Genomic DNA, 18,302 nt, shown 5'->3' on the forward strand with positions numbered 1-18,302 from the left:
GCGGATGCCCGCCGCAGCGCATCACCGAATGGCCTGGCTCGATGCGCTGCGCGCGGTGGCCGCCCTGCTCGTGGTCTACGCGCACTTCACCCATTACCTGCTGCGTGACGTCCGGGCCGCGACGACCGACTGGCTCAACGCGGGCGTCGCCGGCGTGATGCTCTTCTTCCTGGTCAGCGGCTACATCGTGCCCGCCTCCCTGGAGCGCCACGGCGACCTGCGGCGCTTCTGGATCTCCCGCCTCACCCGGCTCTACCCGCTCTACCTCGCGGTCGGGCTGGCCGTGGTCGTGGTGCTGCCGGTCGCGCCGTACCTCGAGCGGCATCCCGTCGCCGGCACCGTCGCCCACCTCACCATGCTCCCCCAGTTCACCGGCTTCGACCTGGTCACCCCGGTGATGTGGACGCTCACCTTCGAGATGGCGTTCTACCTGCTGGTGGCCGCCCTGTTCGCGCTCGGCCTGCACCGGGCCAGCGCCCTGATCGCGGTGATCTTCGCGGTCGCCGCGGTGGCCACGGTGCCGCTCACCCCGCGTCAGATGATCACGCCGGCACTGCCGGTGGTGATCGCCGGCGTCCTGATCGCCGGGCTGGCCGCGCTGCTCAGCAGACGCCGGGTGGCCGTCGTGGCCGGGGCTCTCACGCTGATCGCCCTGGTGCTGACCCTGCTGCTGAGCAACCAACACCCGTCGCACGTGTGGGACGGCCTGCTGATCCCGGCGACCATGTTCACCGGTACCGCCATCTACCGCGCCGAGAAGGGTCAGATCCGCCGGCGCCACGCGGTCGTCGCCATCGTCGCCGTCAGCGTCGCCTGCCTCGTCAACTGGGCCGCCGAGCTGCGTTCGCTCGACGCGCTCACGCCGATCTACCTGACCCGTGCGGTGCTCACCCTGGTGATCATCGGGGGCTCGTTCGCGCTCGGCTTCGCCTGCCGCCACCGGCGCGTGCCCCGGTCGCTGGCCTGGATCGGACTGGTCAGCTATTCGCTGTACCTGCTGCACGTGCCGGTCATCCAGCTCACCGGCCCGTGGTTGCGCGACCACATCCACGGGCTCGCCGAGATCCCGGCGGCGGCGGCCTTCATGGCGGCTCTGCTCGGGGCGTCGTGGCTGACCCACCGCTACATCGAGATCCCCGGGCAACGACTGGGCCGGCTGCTGCCGAGCGAGAAACGGGCGCGTGTCCCAAGCCCCCGGCACCGCCCCGAGGACAGCATGACCGCCCCACCGGCCGACGACATCCAGCCCGACGACATCCAGCCCGGCGAAAACCGGCCCGATCAACGGCGGGTCTCCGTGGGCAACCGCGACGACAAGCGCGCCGACTAGGCGCCGGCCACGACCACCTCGGTGCCCGCCCGGCGGATCGCCTCCACGCCCGCGGCGTCCGCGGACGAGTCGGTGACCAGCATCGATACGTCGGTTATCGGGCAGATGCCGGCCAGGCAGATCTTTCCCACCTTGGAACCGTCGGCCACCACGATCACCCGGTCGGCCCGGCGGATCATGGTGGCGTTGGTGTTGGCCTCGATCTCGTCGTGGGTGGTCAGGCCGCCGCGGGCGCTGATGCCGTCGACACCGACCACCGCGACCGCCATGTTCAGGCCTTTCAGGGCCTGGTCCGCGATCGGGCCGACAAGCTCGTAGGACTGGGTGCGGGAGACGCCCCCGGTCATGATCAGTTTCAGGCGGGGCCGCAGGGCCAGTTCGGCGGCGATGTTGAGGGCGTTGGTCACCACGGTCAGGTCGACCCGCTCGGCCAGCAGCCGGGCGAGCAGGTGGGTGGTGGTGCCGCCGGTCATGCCGAGGGTCAGCGGGCCCTTCGGCAGCAGCGCGGCGACCGTCTTGGCCACCAGGGCCTTCTCCTCGCGGTGCTGGCCGACCCGGTAGCGGACCGGCAGCTCGTAGGCGACGTCGACGGCGATCGCGCCGCCGTGGGTGCGCGACAGCAACCGCTGGTCCTCGAGGACCTGCAGGTCACGGCGGATGGTGGCGGGCGAGACCGCGAACTCGTCGGCCAGGTGGCCGGCGTCGACCGACCCGTGGTTGGCGACGCGTTCGAGGATGGCCGAAACGCGGTCGGCCCGGCGGAGCGAACTCATGAATTCCTCGTATCGGTGCTGATCAAACGAGCAGTCAACATAGTCCGTTTCCAAGCGATACACCAGATCGTCTTGCGCGTTTATGGCGTCTACGCCAAGAATCCGCCCATGACTGTGATCGCCTTCCTAGGCGCCGGCAGCGTGGTCTTCACCCGCGAACTGCTGGCCGACATCCTGTCCTTCCCCGAGCTGCGCGACGTGACCCTGGCCCTGCACGACATCGATCCGGAACGTCTGGAGACCGCCGAGGCGATCGCCCGGCAGACCGCTGACCAGCTCGGCTGCCACCCGATGATCAAAGCGACGCGGGATCGGCGGCGGGCGCTGGAGGATGCCGACTTCGTGATCAACTCGATCCAGGTCGGCATGCACGAGGCGACCGTGCGCGACTTCGAGATCCCGGCGAAGTACGGCCTGCGGCAGACGATCGCCGACACCCTCGGGATCGGCGGCATCTTCCGAGCACTTCGGACCTTCCCGGTTCTCGACGCGATCGCGCGGGACATCGAGGACATCTGCCCAGACGCCTGGTTCCTCAACTACACCAACCCGATGGCCATGAACATCGCCTACCTCGCCGCCAAAGCACCGCGGGTCAAGGCGGTCGGGCTCTGCCACTCGGTGTTCTGGACCGTGCACGACCTGGCCGAGCTGCTCCACGTACCGCTCGAGGAGATCGACTACACCGGCGCCGGCGTCAACCATCAGGCCTGGTTGCTGCGCTTCGAACACCGTGGCGAGTCGCTCTATCCGAAGCTGGACGCGCTGTTGGCGAAGGACCCGGAACTGCGCCGACGAGTACGCATGGACATGTACCGACGGCTCGGCTACTTCCCGACCGAGACCAGCGAGCACTCCGCCGAGTACGTCCCGTGGTATCTGCACCACGACGCGGAGATCGAGCGGCTGCGCCTCCCGGTCGGCGACTACCTGCGCATCAGCGCCGACAACGTGGCCGAGTACCGGGCGGTCCGGCAGGCGATGATCAACAAGGAGAAGCTCGATCTCACCCGGGACGCCACCGAATATGCCCCGCAGGTTATCCACAGCATGGTCACCGGCACCATGCGCCGCATCCACGGCAACGTCGCCAACCGCGGCCTGATCAGCAATCTGCCCGAGGACTACGCGGTCGAGGTGCCGTGCGTGGTCGACCGGCTCGGCGTACGCCCGGAGCGGGTCGGTGCTCTGCCCGCGCAGTGCGCCGCGGTCAACCGGGGCTTCGTCAACGTCGGGCAGCTGACCGTGCGGGCGGCGATCACCGGCGACAAGCGGATGGTCCGGCAGGCCGCGATGCTCGACCCGAACACGGCCGCGACGCTCACCGTCGACCAGATCTGGGAGCTGTGCGACGAACTGACCGCGGCGCACGGAAGCCTGATGCCGGAAGCGCTCATCTGAGAATGCTCGTTTGATGCGCACATCTTGTGAAGCGAAAACAAACGAGCATAATCCTCGGACATGAATGACACCGCGGCCGAGATCGCCAGCCAGCCCGACACCTGGCAGCGAAGCCTGGCCCTGACCGACCAGGCCAACGAGCTGATCGCCCCCGGCGAACGCATGCTCCTGCTCGGCTGCGGCACCTCGTGGTTCGTCGCGCAGAGCCTCGCCGAGCTGCGCGAGCGGGCCGGCTTCGGGGAGACCGACGCGGTCTGCGCGTCGGAGTTCCGCCCGCACCGCCGCTACGACCGGATCGTGGCGGTGACCCGCTCCGGCACCTCCACCGAGGTGCTCGAAGCACTGCGGCTGGTCCCGGCGTCGACCCGCACCGTCGCGATCACCGCGGTCCGCGGCGAGCCGGTCGACAACCTCACCGACACCCAGCTGGTGCTCGACTTCGCCGACGAGCGCAGCGTCGTGCAGACCCGGTTCCCGACGACCGTGCTGGCGCTCGCCCGGCACGCGTTCGGCGAGGACCTCACCGAAGCGATCGAGCAGGCCCGGGACGCGCTCGAAGCGTCGCTGCCGGCCGACCCCGCGGACATCGAACACCTGGTCTTCCTGGGCACCGGCTGGACCGTCGGGCTGGCCAACGAGGCCGCGCTCAAGGTCCGCGAGGCGGCCCAGGCCTACTCGGAGTCCTACCCGGCAAAGGATTTCCGGCACGGTCCGGTCGCGGTGGCCGGCCGCAACTCGCTGGTCTGGTCGTTCGGCGACACCGACCCCGCCCTCGACGAGGTGGCTCGCGCGGCCGGGGCCACCACGTACCGCAGCAAACAGGACCCCCTCGCCCAGCTGGTGCTCGCGCAGCGCTTCGCGCTGACGATGGCCGCGCACCGCGGCCTCGATCCCGATCACCCCCGACTGCTCACCCGATCCGTCGTCCTAACCCCCTGACGAGGTGCTTTGAGATGACCAACCTTCGGCGCGGCCGGGCTTTCCGGCTGCTGGCAGGCGGCCTCGGTGCCGCGATGACCCTCTCCGCCTGCATGGGCGGAACGACCGACTCCGGCAAGGACGCCGCGGCCGGCTACGACCCGAAGGCGGCGGTCACGATCACCTGGTGGACGGGCCAGCCCGAGGAGCAGGAGAAGGTCGCCGAACAGCTCGCGGCCGAATATCACACCGCCCATCCGAACGTCACGATCAAGGTGTCGCCCGGCGCGCCCACGACCGACGACCTGCTCACCAAGCTCTCCGCCGGATTCACGAGCGACAGCTACCCCGACATCTCGTACGCCTACGGGAACTGGGCGGGCGATCTGGGCGCGAGCGGCAAGGCGCAGGACCTCACCTCGTACGTCAATGATCCGTCCTTCGGTTGGACCGACTTCCCGCCCGCGGCTCGTGCCGTGGCCACCTCGGGTGGCAAGGTCATCGGCGTCCCGGCGCTGGTGGACAACCTCGCGCTGGTCTACAACAAGAAGCTGTTCGACGCCAAGGGCGTGGCCTATCCGACCGACGACTGGTCGTGGGACGACTTCCGGGCGGCCGCCAAGAAGCTCACCGACAAGTCGACGAACACCTACGGGACGGCCTATTCCGTCTCCGGCAGCGAGGACACCACCTGGCATCTGTGGCCGATCCTGTGGCAGCACGGCGGCAAGATCCTCGACGGCGACAAGCCGGCCTTCAACTCCGACGCCGGGGTGGCCGCGCTCGAGACGCTGCGCCAGATGGCGGTCGACGACAAGTCGATGTACCTCGACCAGACCGACGAGAAATACGCACCCCTGTTCAACAGCGGACACGTCGCCATGATGATGTCCGGCCCCTGGTCCCTCCTGGAGATCAAGGAGGCCAAGCTGGCGTACGGGGTGGTGAACCTGCCCGGCTACCACGGCGACCACCAGACCGTTTCCGGCCCCGACCTGTGGGTGCTGTTCGACCACGGCGACGTGAACCGGGCCGGCGCCACCCGCGACTTCGTGAAATGGCTGACCAGCGCCTCGGTCGATCCGAGATGGAACCTCGCGGTCGGCAACCTGCCGCTGCGCCAGTCGGAGAAGGACTCGCCGGAGTTCGCCGCCTACGTCAAGGACTATCCGGGCGGCGACAAGTTCTTCGCCAACCTCGAGAACGCCAAGCAGGCCCGGCCGACCGCGCCCGGTTACGAGGTGTTGTCCCGCAACGTCGGCGACGCGATCGCCGCCGTGCTCCAGGGCCAGGCCCAGCCCAAGGCGGCGCTGGACACCGCGGCCAAGAAGTCCGTCGACGCGATCACCAACTGATGGCGCTCACCTTCGCGGTTCCCCGCTCCTCGGCCGCCGTCAAGAAGCCGCGTGGCCGCGCCGTCCGTCGTAATCTCACCGGCTGGGCCTTCGCCGGCCCGGCCACCCTGATCGTCATCGGTCTGTCGATCTTCCCGGCGGTGTGGGCGTTCTTCATCTCGCGGGCCAAGTGGAACGGCATCGCGCCGGCCACCGAGGTCGGCTGGCGCAACTACCGGTTGCTGTTGCAGGACCCCGACATGATCGCGGCGACGAAGCACACCCTGCTGCTCACGGCGCTGTTCGTGCCGGGCTCGATCGGGCTCGGCATGGTGATCGCGATCGCGCTCAACCAGAAGATCCGGCTGATCGGCTTCTACCGCACCTGCATCTTCGTGCCCTACGTGGCGTCGGCGGCGGCCACCGGCATCCTGGCCGGCTTCGTCTTCAACCCGCAGTTCGGCGTGGCCAACGACCTGCTCCGCAACCTCGGGTTGCCGCAGCAGCAGTTCCTGGAGAACCCGCACCAGGCGATCTACATCATCTGCCTGATCGCGCTCTGGGGCGAGGTCGGTTTCACCACCGTCATCTACCTGGCGGCGTTGCAGGACATCCCGCGCGATCTGATCGAGGCGGCGCGGATGGACGGTGCTTCGAAGTGGCGCGTCTTCCGGCACGTGACGCTGCCGGAGCTGCGGCCGGTGACGGTGTTCGCGGCGATCTGGCAGACGATCACCGCGATGCAGCTGTTCGACCTGATCTACACGACCACCCGCGGCGGGCCGCTGAACAGCACCCAGACGATCGTCTACTACATCTACGAGCTGGCCTTCCAGACCCAGCGCTTGGGATACGGGGCGGCCGCCGCGTACCTGCTGTTCCTGGTGACCTTGCTGTTGTCCCTGCTCGTCATCTGGTATTCGCGGCGCCGCGGGTCGGAGGTGTTCTGATGCGCTGGAAACTCCCGTTCAGCCCCTGGCATCTCCTGCTCATGCCACTCGCGCTGATCTTCGTGCTGCCGCTCGTGCAGATGCTGCTCACCAGCTTCATGAGCAGTGCCGAGATCAACCAGTTCCCGCCCAAACTGATCCCGACGAGCCTGCATCTCGAGGGCTACCGTCACCTGTTCGCCGAGACGCCGGCGCTGCGCTGGTTCGCCAACACGGTGCTTGTGTCCGGCATCGCAGTGATCAGCCATCTGGCCCTGTGCTCGATGGCCGGCTACGGCTTCGCCCGGCTCAAGTTCGCCGGTCGCGGACTCGCGTTCGTGCTGATCCTGGCGACCGTGATGATCCCGATCCAGCTGCTGATGATCCCGACCTACCTGATGTTCGCCCGGATCGGCATCGTCGACACCCTGGCCGCCGCCTACGTCCCGTGGCTCGCCTCGGCGTTCGGCATCTTCCTGATGCGGCAGTTCTTCCTCGGTCTGCCGGCCGAACTGGAGGAGGCCGCGCTCATCGACGGTGCCGGGCCGTGGCGGACGTTCCGGAGCATCGTGCTGCCGCTCGCCAAACCGGCCCTGACCACCCTGGCGATCATCACGCTGCTGTGGAGCTGGAACGACCTGCTGTGGCCACTCGTCGCGATCTCCGACGACCACACGTTCACGCTGCAGGTCGGGCTGGCCAACTTCCAGGGCATGCGCCGCACCGAATGGTCGCAGCTGATGGCCGGCAACGTGCTCGCCACCATGCCGCTGATCCTGGCGTTCCTGTTCGCCCAACGGAAGTTCATCGCGACGATGACCTTCACCGGCATCAAGGGCTGACGATGTCCGCCCGCGTCGCCTGGGCGGCCGTGCCACCGGCCGCCCGGGTGCTCAGCGAACCCGCCACCGCGGCCCAGCCGATCGCCTCGGCGATGGCCAGGCCGCCGAGCCGCGCCGCCAGGAAACCGGCGTTGAAGCTGTCCCCGGCCCCGGTCGTGTCGACCACCTCGACCGCCCGGCCCGGGGCGTCGCAGGTGCCGCCCGGCCACCAGGCCCTGGCGCCGGCCGCGCCGTTCTTCATCACCACGGTCGGGCCGCCGGCGACCAGTTTGGAGGCGGCCTCGTCGACGTCGTCGAGGCCGGCGATCGCGCGCAGCTCGTTGGCGTTGGGCAGGAAGACGTCGGTGTGCTCGAGGATCGACGCGATCGACTCCCAGCGCTCGGCCGGGTCCCAGTTCGTGTCGAGCGACGTGCTCAGTCCGGCCCGCCGTGCCCGGGCGAACACCTCGGCCAGGCCCGACGCCAGGCCCGGCTGCAGGTACAGCGAGGCCACGTGCAGGTGCCGGGCCGACGCCAGCAGGTCGTCGCTCACATCGGACGGACGCAGCGCCGCGATCGTGCCCGGCAGTGTGAGCATGCCGCGATCGTCCGGTTCGGACAGCACCACGGTCAGGCCGGTCGGGGCGCCCCGGCCGTCGACCGCCAGCAGTGTCACCCCGAGCGCGGACAGCTGCGCGCGCACCAGCCCGCCGAACACGTCGTCGCCCACCGCGGCGAGCAGCCCGGTGCGCAACCCGAGCCGGGCACAGCCGGCCGCGGTGATCGCCGCCGAACCGCCGAGCACCAGGTCGGCCGCCGTGAGCAACTGCTCGGCCTGGCCGAACCGGGGGCGCACGTCACCGCGCAGCAGCAGGTCGGGGTTGGCGTCGCCGACCACCAGGACATCGAACTCGGCCATGACCGCCTCCAGTCTCTCCGATCCCGCAGCACGGTACGCGTACGGCTGCCGCTTGGCACCGGCACGTTCGGTCATTTTCCGGCATGAGACGGGGCAATCATCATGATCGTTACTGTCACCCTGAATCCGGCCCTCGACCTGACCTACGCGGTCGACGCCCTCGTCCCGCACGGCACCCACCGCGTCGCCACAGTCGCCGAGCGCCCCGGCGGCAAAGGCCTCAACGTGGCCCGCGTGCTGCACACCCTCGGTGAGCCGGTCCTGGCCACCGGTCTGCTCGGCGGCGCGACCGGCACCCGGGTCGCCGCGCTGCTGTACGACGAAGGCGTACCGGCCGGCTTCGTGCGGATCGGCGGCGAGACCCGCCGTACGGTAGCGGTGGTCGACGGCCGCGACGCCACCGGCTTCTGGGAGCCCGGCCCGACGGTCACGCCGGCCGAGTGGGCGCTGTTCCTCGACGAGTTCCACGAACTGCTGGGTCCGGCCACTGTGGTCACGCTCAGCGGCTCACTCCCGCCGGGTGTGCCGCTCGACGCGTACGCGACGCTTGTCGCTCTCGCCAAGCAGGCCGGCGTCCCCGCCGTGCTCGACACGAGCGGCCCGGCGTTGCGCCACGGCCTGCTGGCCGCCCCGGCCCTGGCCAAACCGAACGCCGACGAACTGGCGGCCCTCGCACCCGCTTCCCGGCCCGCCCCGGCACCACCGGGCGGGCCCGCCACCGGGTCGATCGTCGCGGCCGTGCGCGGGCTGGCGGCGGGGCCGGTCGTCGTGTCGCGCGGGGCCGGCGGGCTCCTCGCCGTCACCCCCGACGAGGTGTGGGAGTGCGCTCCGCCCGTGCCCCTCGACGGAAACCCGACCGGGGCCGGCGATGCCTGCGTCGCCGCGCTCAGCCGCGGTCTGCGCGACCGCACGCCCTGGCCGGAACTTCTCGCCGACGCCGTCGCACTCAGCGCGGCGGCCGTCGCCGCGCCGGTCGCCGGCGCCTTCGATCCCGACGTCTACCGGCAGACGCGCACCACCGCCCGCGCTGTCATCCCCGAAACCGCACCTGGAGGTCCTCGTGCTCGCACCCACCGGTGAGCTGGTCGCCGCCGCGCACGCCGGCGGCGGCGCGGTCGGCGCCTTCAACGTCATCACCATCGAGCACGCCGAGGCCATCGTGGCCGGCGCCGAAGCGGCCGGGCTGCCGGTGATCCTGCAGATCAGCGAGAACGCGGTCCGTTTCCACCACGACCGCCTCGCGCCCATCGCGGCCGCCGCCCGGGCCATCGCGGCGTCCGCCGGCGTGCCGGTGGGACTGCATCTCGACCACGTCGAGTCCGATGAGCTGCTCGGCCAGGCGGCCGCCAACGGCTTCGGATCGGTCATGTACGACGCGTCCCGGCTGGCCTATGCCGACAACGTCGCGGCCACCGCCTCGGCCGTACGCCGCTGCCACGCCGCCGGGCTCTGGGTCGAGAGCGAGCTCGGCGAGATCGGTGGCAAGGGGGGCGCCCATGCCAAGGGGGCACGCACCGACCCGGCCGAGGCGGCCGCCTATGTCGCCACGACCGGCGTCGACGCGCTCGCTGTCGCGGTCGGATCGTCGCATGCGATGACCACCCGCAGCGCCCGCCTCGACCACGAGCTGATCGCCCGGCTGGCCGCCGCCGTGCCGGTGCCGCTGGTGCTGCACGGCTCCTCGGGCGTGCCGGACGACGAGCTGACCGCGGCGGTGCGCGGCGGAATGGCGAAGATCAATATCGGAACCGCGCTCAACACCGCGTTCACCGGGACTGTCCGGGCGACGCTTGGCGAGCAGCCCGACCTGGTCGATCCACGCCGTTACCTGTCGTCGGCACGCTCCGCCATGGCCGAAACAGTGTCGTCGGCCCTGCGGGTGCTCAAAGCGGGCGTAATCACCGCGTAACCTCAAGCAAGATCTACAGGCTGCTCACAGGTTCTTCCTAGAGAGCGGCTAGCACAACGGGCAAAAGTGGGCACCATGACGTTGACCCTCGACCCTGACCCGGTCGTCGAGAACCCGGAGCCGTCCCGCCGCTCCCCGCTCGGCGATCGCGCCTGGGCCCGGCCCGCACTGTGGGTGCTGCTCGCCGGCACCGCGGTGCTCTACCTGTGGAACCTGTCCGCCTCCGGCTGGGCGAACGAGTTCTACGCGGCCTCCGCCCAAGCCGGCTCACAATCATGGAAGGCCTGGCTGTTCGCCTCCCTCGACGCGGGCAACGCCATCACCGTCGACAAACCACCCGCGGCCATGTGGGTGATGGGCCTGTCGATGCGCCTCTTCGGAGTGAACAGCTCGGCCCTGCTCGTCCCGCAGGCCCTGATGGGTGTCGCCGGCGTGTGGCTGTTGCACAACGCGGTACGCCGCTGGTTCGGTCCGGTGGCCGGGCTGATCGCCGGAACCACCCTCGCCCTGACCCCGGTCGCCGTGCTGATGTTCCGCTTCGACAACCCCGACGCCCTGCTCGTGCTGCTGATGGTCGCCGCCGCCTACGCCACGGTCCGGGCTGTCGAGACCGCATCGTGGAAGTGGCTCACCCTGGTGGGCGTACTCCTCGGCTTCGGCTTCCTCACCAAAATGCTCCAGGCTTTCCTGGTGTTGCCCGGGTTCGCGCTGGTCTATCTGATCGCCGCCCCGACCAGCCTCGGGAAGAGACTGCGCGACCTGCTCCTCGGCGGCTTGGCCCTGATCATCTCCGGCGGCTGGTTCGTGCTCCTGGTCTCCCTGTGGCCGGCCGGCTCCCGGCCCTACATCGCCGGATCCACCAACAACACTCTCTGGCAGCTGGCGATCGGCTACAACGGCCTCGGCCGCATCTTCGGCGGCGACGGCAACGGCGGTGGCGGCGGCGGTCGCGGCCCCGGCGGCCTCGGCTCCGGTGGGGCCGGCGATCTCGGCGGGGCCGGCGCTCGTGGTTTCGGGGGCGGCTTCGGTGGTTTCGGCGGGCAGACCGGGATCGGCCGGATGTTCGGCGCCAGCTTCGGCCCGGAAATATCCTGGCTCCTGCCGGCCGCGCTGATCGCGCTGGTCGCGCTCCTGCTCTTCACGGCCAGAGCACCGCGCACCGACCGCACCCGCGCCGCCGCCGTCCTCTGGGGCGGATGGACGCTGGTCACCGGTTTGGTGTTCAGCTTCATGAGCGGCACCGTGCACCCGTATTACACAGTGGCCCTGGCGCCCGGCATCGCCGCCCTGGTAGCGATCGGCGCCCGAGTGCTGTGGGGCCGCCGGGACCAGGTCCTCGCCCGAGCCGGCCTGGCCACGATGGTCGTGGCCACCGCCGTCTGGGACTTCGTCCTGCTGGGCCGGCTGTCCTGGGCCCCCGGCCTGCGCTGGTTCATCCTGATCGCCGGCCTCGTGGCCGGCGCGGCGTTCCTGCTCCCCGCCAAGCTGCTCCGCCGCGCCGGCGTAGTGCTGGTGACGGCAGTTGCCGTGGCCGCCACCGGCGCGGCGACCGCCGCCTGGGGAGTCGGCACCGCTTCGGTCGCACACAGCGGCTCGATCCCCACCTCCGGCCCGGCCGGCTCGTCGGGTGGCGGCGGCTTCGGCCGCGGCGGCTTCCCCCGCGGCGGTTTTCCTGGTGGCGACGTCCCGGGCGGCGGCTTCCCCGGCGGTGGCTTCCCCGGCGGTGGAGCCGTCCCGGGCGGCGGCTTCCCCGGCGGCGACGCCGGTGGCCCTGACCTTGGCGCGCCTGACCTCGGCGCGCCGGACGATGGTGCGCCGGACGATGGGCGGAGTAGCGGTAGCCGCGGCAGGCGCACTGGCGGCTTCGGCGGCGGCCAGGTCAGCTCCGAAGTGGTGGCGCTGCTCAAGGCGACGAACAACAGGTGGGCGGCGGCCACGAACGGCTCCATGCAAGCAGCCCCGCTCCAACTGGGAAGCGGCAAGCCGGTCATGGCGATCGGCGGCTTCACCGGCAGCGACCCGTCACCGACGCTCGCCCAGTTCCAGGCCTACGTGAAGGCGGGCGAGGTCCGCTACTACATCGGCGGTGGCTTCGGCGGTCGCGGTCGTGGCAGCGGCGACGGGCAGTCGATCAGTCAGTGGGTGGCGGACAACTACACCTCGACCACGGTCGGCGGCAGCACCGTCTACGACCTGACCCGGCCGAAAACCGCCTGAGCGACGACGGCCAGGGCGTGTTCGGTGTGGTTGAGGCGCCGGCCGCCGTCCTCGGTGCCGGTGACGATGTCCTCGAGGCGTACGCCGAAGCGGCCGGGCAGGTAGATGCCCGGTTCGATGGAGAAGCACATGCCGGGTACGAGTGGCTGCTTCTCCCCCGCGACCAGGTACGGCGGTTCGTGGGTGGTGACGCCGATGCCGTGGCCGGTGCGGTGGATGAAGTATTCGCCGTAGCCGGCGTCGCGGATCACCTGGCGGGCCACCCAGTCGATCTCCTCGCTGGGCACGCCCGGCTTGACCGCCTCGAAGGCGGCCTGCTGGGGCCGTCGGGACCGGAACCGACGACCGTGAAGTCGACCTGCTCGTGGCCGAACCGGCGCAGGAGGGCGGCCAGGTCGGCGGCGACCTCGGTCTCGCGGCGACCGGCGAAGCGTACGCCCAGGATCTCGCCGTATGCGGAGTCGGCGGCCGCCCCGGCCGCCGCCAGCCGGTCGAGTTCGCGCTGGTCCTTGCTGGCCCGCAGCATCGGCTGGCACACCGACGACGCGTGGTAGCCGGTGCCGGGCAGCGCCTACTGGAGGCCGATCAGGTGCATCGCCCAGGTGGAGTCGGAGATGCCGTACCGGCCGCCGGGACGCATCAGGGGCGCGACCGCGTGGTAGGGGTCCCTCGAAGCGGACAACGGGCGCTGACGTACAGAAATCCGGGCCGATCGTGCCCGGCACATCCCCCGTAGAGGATGAGGCACAGCCGGCCCGGATACCCCGCTTCTAGATGAACGAACGCAGGATCACCACGGCGAAGAAGACGATGATGAAGGCCAGGTCGATCCCGACGCCGCCGACGCGCAGCGGGGGGATCAGGCGGCGCACCGGGGCGAGCACCGGCTCGGTCACCGCCGTCACGCCGCGGGTGAGTTGGTAGCGGACCGAACCGACCGTCATCGGGCCGGCCAGCGCGACGGACCAGTCCAGGATCGCGCGCACCACCAGGAGCAGCTGGAACAGCAGAAGCAGGAAGCTGACCAGGGCGAGCATGTGTCCTCCAGTTACCGAGCGGGGTAGCTGCCACTACTGTGCGTCGGTTTTCTGTGAGGTCACTGAGCAGTCCCTGTGTCCTACAACCACCTTCCTAGTGACATGTCCACTTCACTGCCTGGATGACCCCGTTCGCGTTGTCCGACTGGCCCACGATGGTGCGGCCGTCGTCACTGATCGCGTTCGGGATGTTGGTCAGGTCACCCGGCTTGTGGTCGGCGATCATCGGCAGCCGGATCGGCGCACCGCCGGCGGACAGGATCGCGTAGCCCGACTTGTCGATGCCGACCATCCAGCCCTGCGCGTTGATGGCGTCCGGCCGCATGTCGAAACCGTCGAGCACGGTGGCCTCACCGGTACGCACGTTCCACTTGACCGCCCACATCTGGCCCTTGCCGGGGCCCTTCGCCCCGTCGATCTCGTCGGCCACCCCGATCGCGATCCCGTTGCGGATCGAGAACGCCCGCGCGGCCACCGCGGTCTTGCCCTGATAGGTCGGCAACGGGAGCTTGCGGTGCGTGCCGTCGGGAAACCAGACGTACGGCGTCTTGAGGTCGAGGTGGCCCACCGTGGTGCCGTCCTCGTCGATGTCGCTGGCCGTGGCGTCCCGCACCCCGGCCGGCACCGGCAGTTTGATCGGTTTCGCCGTCGCCGACGGCCAGAGCAGCGCGTTCGAGGCGGCCCGCGGTCCGCCCACGCTGTCGCTGCCGACGATCGCGCCGGCGTTGTTGATCGCCTGGGCGCTGCCGTTGGCCGGCCCGGCGAGCTTCCGGGCCTTGCCGGCGACGTAGACGAACGGCACCTCGCCCTTGGCGTTGAAGCTCCAGCCGACGGCGGTGCCGGCCGAGTTGACGTCGCTCAGGTTCTCCTCGAGATCGCCGGGCAGGTCCACCTTGGTGATCTTGTCGCCGTGCCAGAGGGCGGCCACATAGCCGCCGCCCTTCGGGTAGGTGCGGCCGACGACGTACTGCCCGGACGGGTCGGCGGCCCCGGCGATCGCCATCGGCACCCCGGCCGGCATCGGCAGCTTGGCGACTGTGCAGCTGGTCGGGGCGGGGGCGGCGGGGGCCGTCCAGCCGGGCGTGCCCGGGATCGTGAACGTGGGCCGGAAACTGGGCGAGACCGAGGGCTTCGCCGCGAGCTTCGCCGGGGTCTTCGGACTCGACACCCCGGACACCGCCACCCCGGTCAGGGCGGCGGTGGTCAGGACCGCGACCCCGGCGTACCCCAAGCCCCGGCGCCGGTTGCGGCGGCGCCCGGACTCGACCGCACCGCCGACATCAACGGTGGAGGGAATGGGTGGCTCGTCGTCGAGGGAGCGCAGTAGCTCGATTTCGGATGACATGGACGCTCCTCAGTTCTTCAAGGCGGGTTCCCGCTCAGCGAGCAGGCGCCGCAAGGTGGCCAGACCACGCGCCGTCTGGCTCTTGACCGTGCCGGTGGAGCAGCCGAGCGCGCCGGCCACCTCCTCGACCGGCAGGTCGTAGAAGAACCGCAGCACCAGCACGGCCCGCTGCCGCTTGGGCACCTGGCCCAGTGCGGCGCGGACAACCTGACGATCCTCGGCACCACCCTCGGTGTACGGGGGTGGCTCGGGCATCTCCCGGAACAGCCGGACCTTCGCCCAAGCCCGCCTTTTCTCGTCCACGAACGTGCGCACCAGCATGGTTCGCACGTACGCGTCGAGGTTGTCGGCGGCCTGCGCACGCCGCCATTTCACGTACAGCGTGGTGATGGTCTGCTGAACCAGGTCGTCGGCGCGATGGGGGTCACCGGCCAGGACGTACGCCAGTCGCCGCAGCGCGGGTATTCGCACGGTGACATAATCGACGTAGTCCTCGTGTGCCCCGTCCCGCATTCCGTTGCCTTCCGTAGGTTCGTCACCTCTTGGACGGGGACGGCTCAGCTTCCGGTTGTCACCGGCGCAGAAGTTCTTCGACGATCTCGCCGACCGGCGCCGGGCGGGCGGCCGTGAAGCCGATGCCGGCCAGCAGGGCGGCGCGGGCCTCGTCGGCCGAGGTCACCGTGATGAGTACGGCACGGCCCGCGGCCCGCGGCGCGGAGACGACAGCCCGATCCGGTACGCCGAACGTGAAGCTCACCAGCGGCACCTGAGAGCGGCGAGCGAGCTCGACCTTGGCCGCGAAGTGATCTAGTCGGTCAGCCGCAGCGTGATCACCGCTCGGCGGCGATGGTGGTGTCGTCGCCGTGGCCGGTGTGCACGACGGTGTCGCCGGGCAGGGCGAACAGCTTGGACCGGATCGAGGCGACGATCAGATCGGCGTCGGAGTACGACCGGCCGGTCGCGCCGGGGCCGCCCTGGAACAGGGTGTCGCCGGTGAACACGCAGGCCAGCTCGGGGGCGTAGAGGCAGACGGCGCCGGGGGCGTGGCCCGGGGTGTGCAGAACGGTCAGGGTGCCGCCGGCCACCTCGACCTTGTCGCCGTCGAACAGGTCGGTGTCCCAGGCCACCGACGGGTGGGTCAGCTCCCAGAGCGGACGGTCGGCCGGGTGCAGCAGGATCGGCGCGCCGGTGCGCGCCCGCAGGGCGGGGGCGACGCGTACGTGGTCGTCATGGGCGTGCGTGCAGACGATCGCCCGGACGGCGCGGTCGCCGACCACCGCCATGATCGCGTCGACGTCGTGCGGGGCGTCGATCACCACGCACTCGGTGTCGTCGCCCACCACCCAGATGTTGTTGTCGACGTCGAACGTCTGGCCGTCGAGGCTGAACGTGCCGGAGACCACCGCATGGTCGACGCGCATGTGCCGCTTCCCTTCATCCGGATCCGCAGCCGAGCTTACTGACCCGGTGGGGGCGCCACCCCTAAGATGGGCCCGCAACGACAAGGCTCGATACACGGGGGAGTTACGAAAGATGCCAGAACCGCGACCGCAGATAGTGGAGATCGGCGCGAGCGTGCTCGCGATCGTCGGCGTGCTGAGCGCCGGCCGGGTGCTCTACGGCGTGGTGGTCAACCTCGGCCAGGAGAACTGGACCGCCGGCGCCCGTACCGTCTTCCTGGTCCTCAACTCGGTGGTGCTGATCTTCTCGATCTTCATCCTGGTGCTCGCCGACCAGGTCCGCCGGGGCCGGATGTGGGCGTGGATCACCAGCTTCCCGATCCTGATCAGCACAATGCTCGTCGGCAGCCTGATGACCCTCGTCACCGCGCTGAGCGGGCAGATCCCGTTCGCCGGGGTGGCGATCCTCGCGGCCGCCGTGACGGCCCTGCTCACCCTGAGCGTGCCGCGCGCGACCCGCGACTGGTTCACTCGGAAACCGGCCCCCGCGGTGCCGCACTGGGCCCAGGGCTACCCGGCCGCGCAGGGCTACCCGCCGGCGTGACCACGCGGCCGGCCGGGACCGCGGACGTGGCGCTCATCCAGGCCCTCGTCCGCGGTGCCTTCCTGCACTACGTGCCGCGCATCGGGCAGGAACCGGCGCCGATGGGAGCGGACTACGCCGTACCGGTCGCGGAAGGTCGTTGTCGGGTCGTCGAGGACCACGGACGGATCGTCGGTGTGCTGCAGTGCGCCACCCACCCCGGCTTTCTCGAGGTGGAAACCCTGGCGGTGGCCACCGAGGCGCAGGGGCGCGGCGTCGGATCAAAGCTCCTCGAGTACGCCGAGGACCGCGCCCGCGAACTGGGCCGCCCCGAAGTGCGGCTCTGCACCAACGAGGCGATGACCGAGAACCTCACCTACTACGCGCGCCGGGGATTCACCGAGACGGGACGCGGCACCCAGCACGGATATCGCCGGGTCTTCTTCGCCAAGCCGGTCCCGGCCGGCCGAATCGGCTAGCGTGCTCGGGATGGATCTCCAAGCAGCACATGACCTGGCAGTCACCCTGGCAGTTCAAGCGGGCCGGCTGCAGCTGGAGCGACGCGACACACTGCGAGTGGGCGCGCCCAAAGCACACGCGAACGACGTCGTCTCCGACGTGGACATCGCCAGCGAACGCCTGATCGTCGACGCGATCACCGCGGCCTGGCCGGACGACGCGATCCAGGCCGAGGAGGGCCACGGCCACCCCGGCACCAGCGGCCGAAAATGGGTGATCGACCCGCTCGACGGCACCCGCAACTACATCAGCCGCACCGGCCCGTGGTCCGTCTGCATCGCCCTCTACGACGGCGACCGCCCGCTGGTCGCGGTGGTCCACGAACCGGTCGCCGACGAGACCTTCAGCGCGATCACCGGCACCGGCGCCACCCTGAACGGCGAGCCGACGCTCGCCACCAGCGAGCGCCCCCTGGCCGAGGCCCTGATCGGGGTGAGCTTCCAGCCCAACCCCCGGACCAAGGCCCGAGCCGGCCGCGTCCTCAACGACCTGCTCCCCCACAGCGGCGACATCCGCCGCCTCCCCGCCGCCCTCAACCTGGCTTACCAGGCCGCCGGCCGCCTGGACGGCGGCGTCTGCCTGGACACCAACCTCTGGGACATCGCCGCCGGCGCCCTGATCGCCCGCGAAGCCGGCGTCACCCTGGGCGGCCCCACCCACGACTTCACCACCGAACTGACCATCGGCGCCGCTCCGGCCCTCTGGCCCGCCCTGTCCGAGCGAGTCCGCGCCAGCGCCTGACCCAGCTTCCCGGCACCGCCCACCCCTCCGAGTGGCCCTTTTTCGTGTGCGGAAGGGCTGTCCGAAGCACGCCAAGGCCCCTTTTCACGGAGGATGCGCCCGCCGCGGCCTACAGCGGACTCGCGC

General features: G+C 70.4%; 20 protein-coding genes and 1 pseudogene. 12 read left to right on the forward strand and 9 right to left on the reverse strand.

Annotated elements, in window-relative coordinates; all coding sequences use genetic code 11:
• Positions 1–4: 4 nt before the first annotated feature.
• Positions 5–1,330: an acyltransferase family protein gene (locus Afe05nite_RS37595; protein ID WP_203822088.1), complete on the forward strand. Its 1,326-nt coding sequence runs from the start codon at positions 5–7 to the stop codon at positions 1,328–1,330.
• Here Afe05nite_RS37595 and Afe05nite_RS37600 read toward each other — a convergent pair.
• Entirely contained in the window at positions 1,327–2,103 is a 777-nt protein-coding gene (locus tag Afe05nite_RS37600) for a DeoR/GlpR family DNA-binding transcription regulator (protein WP_203822089.1), read from the reverse strand. The genes Afe05nite_RS37595 and Afe05nite_RS37600 overlap by 4 nt on opposite strands.
• A 108-nt stretch (positions 2,104–2,211) precedes the next feature.
• Between Afe05nite_RS37600 and Afe05nite_RS37605 the strand changes: the two genes are divergently transcribed.
• From Afe05nite_RS37605 to Afe05nite_RS37625, 5 genes are read left to right on the forward strand one after another with little or no spacing between them, the layout of a single operon-like run.
• Positions 2,212–3,504, forward strand: a complete 1,293-nt coding sequence (locus tag Afe05nite_RS37605) for an alpha-glucosidase/alpha-galactosidase (RefSeq protein ID WP_203822090.1) — start codon at positions 2,212–2,214, stop codon at positions 3,502–3,504.
• A gap of 60 nt (positions 3,505–3,564) precedes the next feature.
• Entirely contained in the window at positions 3,565–4,443 is an 879-nt protein-coding gene (locus tag Afe05nite_RS37610; protein WP_203822091.1) for an SIS domain-containing protein, read from the forward strand.
• Positions 4,444–4,457: 14 nt separating this feature from the next.
• A complete protein-coding gene (locus Afe05nite_RS37615) occupies positions 4,458–5,777 on the forward strand; it encodes an ABC transporter substrate-binding protein (RefSeq protein ID WP_203822092.1) in 1,320 nt (439 codons plus the stop codon).
• Positions 5,777–6,706, forward strand: coding sequence for a carbohydrate ABC transporter permease (locus Afe05nite_RS37620; RefSeq protein ID WP_203822093.1), 930 nt, complete (start codon positions 5,777–5,779; stop codon positions 6,704–6,706). Before Afe05nite_RS37615 ends, Afe05nite_RS37620 begins: the two co-directional genes overlap by 1 nt.
• Positions 6,706–7,527 carry a carbohydrate ABC transporter permease gene (locus Afe05nite_RS37625; protein WP_203822094.1) on the forward strand — a complete coding sequence of 274 codons (822 nt, stop codon included), beginning with the start codon at positions 6,706–6,708 and terminating at the stop codon, positions 7,525–7,527. The genes Afe05nite_RS37620 and Afe05nite_RS37625 overlap by 1 nt, the downstream gene beginning before the upstream one ends.
• On the opposite strand, the gene Afe05nite_RS37630 is transcribed toward Afe05nite_RS37625, so the two are convergent.
• Complete coding sequence (locus Afe05nite_RS37630; protein ID WP_239118495.1) at positions 7,517–8,500, reverse strand: carbohydrate kinase family protein; 984 nt, start codon at positions 8,498–8,500, stop codon at positions 7,517–7,519. The genes Afe05nite_RS37625 and Afe05nite_RS37630 overlap by 11 nt on opposite strands.
• Positions 8,501–8,527: 27 nt before the next feature.
• Between Afe05nite_RS37630 and Afe05nite_RS37635 the strand changes: the two genes are divergently transcribed.
• The 3 genes from Afe05nite_RS37635 (at position 8,528) to Afe05nite_RS37645 (ending at position 12,551) form a co-directional block, all read left to right on the forward strand.
• Complete coding sequence (locus tag Afe05nite_RS37635; RefSeq protein ID WP_203822095.1) at positions 8,528–9,505, forward strand: 1-phosphofructokinase family hexose kinase; 978 nt, start codon at positions 8,528–8,530, stop codon at positions 9,503–9,505.
• Complete coding sequence (locus Afe05nite_RS37640; protein WP_203822096.1) at positions 9,486–10,334, forward strand: class II fructose-bisphosphate aldolase; 849 nt, start codon at positions 9,486–9,488, stop codon at positions 10,332–10,334. Before Afe05nite_RS37635 ends, Afe05nite_RS37640 begins: the two co-directional genes overlap by 20 nt.
• Before the next feature lie 75 nt (positions 10,335–10,409).
• Positions 10,410–12,551 carry an ArnT family glycosyltransferase gene (locus Afe05nite_RS37645; protein ID WP_203822097.1) on the forward strand — a complete coding sequence of 714 codons (2,142 nt, stop codon included), beginning with the start codon at positions 10,410–10,412 and terminating at the stop codon, positions 12,549–12,551.
• Here the strand turns inward: Afe05nite_RS37645 and Afe05nite_RS44265 are convergent.
• The 7 genes and pseudogenes from Afe05nite_RS44265 to Afe05nite_RS37675 form a co-directional block, all read right to left on the reverse strand.
• On the reverse strand, positions 12,521–12,838 hold the full coding sequence (locus Afe05nite_RS44265; protein WP_239118496.1) for a M24 family metallopeptidase: 318 nt from the start codon (positions 12,836–12,838) through the stop codon (positions 12,521–12,523). The two genes, Afe05nite_RS37645 and Afe05nite_RS44265, sit on opposite strands and share 31 nt — an antisense overlap.
• The gene (locus tag Afe05nite_RS44270) at positions 12,799–13,077 is read right to left on the reverse strand and encodes a hypothetical protein (RefSeq protein WP_239118497.1); all 279 of its coding nucleotides are present in this window, start codon (positions 13,075–13,077) and stop codon (positions 12,799–12,801) included. The genes Afe05nite_RS44265 and Afe05nite_RS44270 overlap by 40 nt, the downstream gene beginning before the upstream one ends.
• A 244-nt stretch (positions 13,078–13,321) precedes the next feature.
• A complete protein-coding gene (locus Afe05nite_RS37655) occupies positions 13,322–13,588 on the reverse strand; it encodes a YggT family protein (RefSeq protein ID WP_203822098.1) in 267 nt (88 codons plus the stop codon).
• Positions 13,589–13,682: 94 nt separating this feature from the next.
• Entirely contained in the window at positions 13,683–14,933 is a 1,251-nt protein-coding gene (locus Afe05nite_RS37660; protein WP_203822099.1) for a hypothetical protein, read from the reverse strand.
• A gap of 9 nt (positions 14,934–14,942) precedes the next feature.
• A complete protein-coding gene (locus Afe05nite_RS37665) occupies positions 14,943–15,446 on the reverse strand; it encodes a SigE family RNA polymerase sigma factor (protein ID WP_203822100.1) in 504 nt (167 codons plus the stop codon).
• A 58-nt stretch (positions 15,447–15,504) separates the two neighbouring features.
• A pseudogene (locus Afe05nite_RS44275) lies at positions 15,505–15,726 on the reverse strand (hypothetical protein); the annotation flags it as partial.
• A 37-nt stretch (positions 15,727–15,763) separates the two neighbouring features.
• Positions 15,764–16,354 (reverse strand): MBL fold metallo-hydrolase, encoded by a 591-nt coding sequence (locus tag Afe05nite_RS37675; RefSeq protein ID WP_203822101.1) that lies wholly within the window; start codon positions 16,352–16,354, stop codon positions 15,764–15,766.
• Between the two features lie 112 nt (positions 16,355–16,466).
• On the opposite strand from Afe05nite_RS37675, the gene Afe05nite_RS37680 reads away from it, so the two are divergent.
• The 3 genes from Afe05nite_RS37680 to Afe05nite_RS37690 are packed head-to-tail and all read left to right on the forward strand — an operon-like array spanning position 16,467 to position 18,176.
• Positions 16,467–16,937 carry a hypothetical protein gene (locus Afe05nite_RS37680; RefSeq protein WP_203822102.1) on the forward strand — a complete coding sequence of 157 codons (471 nt, stop codon included), beginning with the start codon at positions 16,467–16,469 and terminating at the stop codon, positions 16,935–16,937.
• A complete protein-coding gene (locus Afe05nite_RS37685; protein WP_203822103.1) occupies positions 16,934–17,395 on the forward strand; it encodes a GNAT family N-acetyltransferase in 462 nt (153 codons plus the stop codon). The genes Afe05nite_RS37680 and Afe05nite_RS37685 overlap by 4 nt, the downstream gene beginning before the upstream one ends.
• A 10-nt stretch (positions 17,396–17,405) precedes the next feature.
• Positions 17,406–18,176 (forward strand): inositol monophosphatase family protein, encoded by a 771-nt coding sequence (locus Afe05nite_RS37690; protein ID WP_203822104.1) that lies wholly within the window; start codon positions 17,406–17,408, stop codon positions 18,174–18,176.
• Positions 18,177–18,302 lie beyond the last annotated feature (126 nt).

It is taken from the genome of Paractinoplanes ferrugineus (assembly GCF_016862195.1).
Taxonomy (GTDB): Bacteria; Actinomycetota; Actinomycetes; order Mycobacteriales; family Micromonosporaceae; genus Actinoplanes; species Actinoplanes ferrugineus.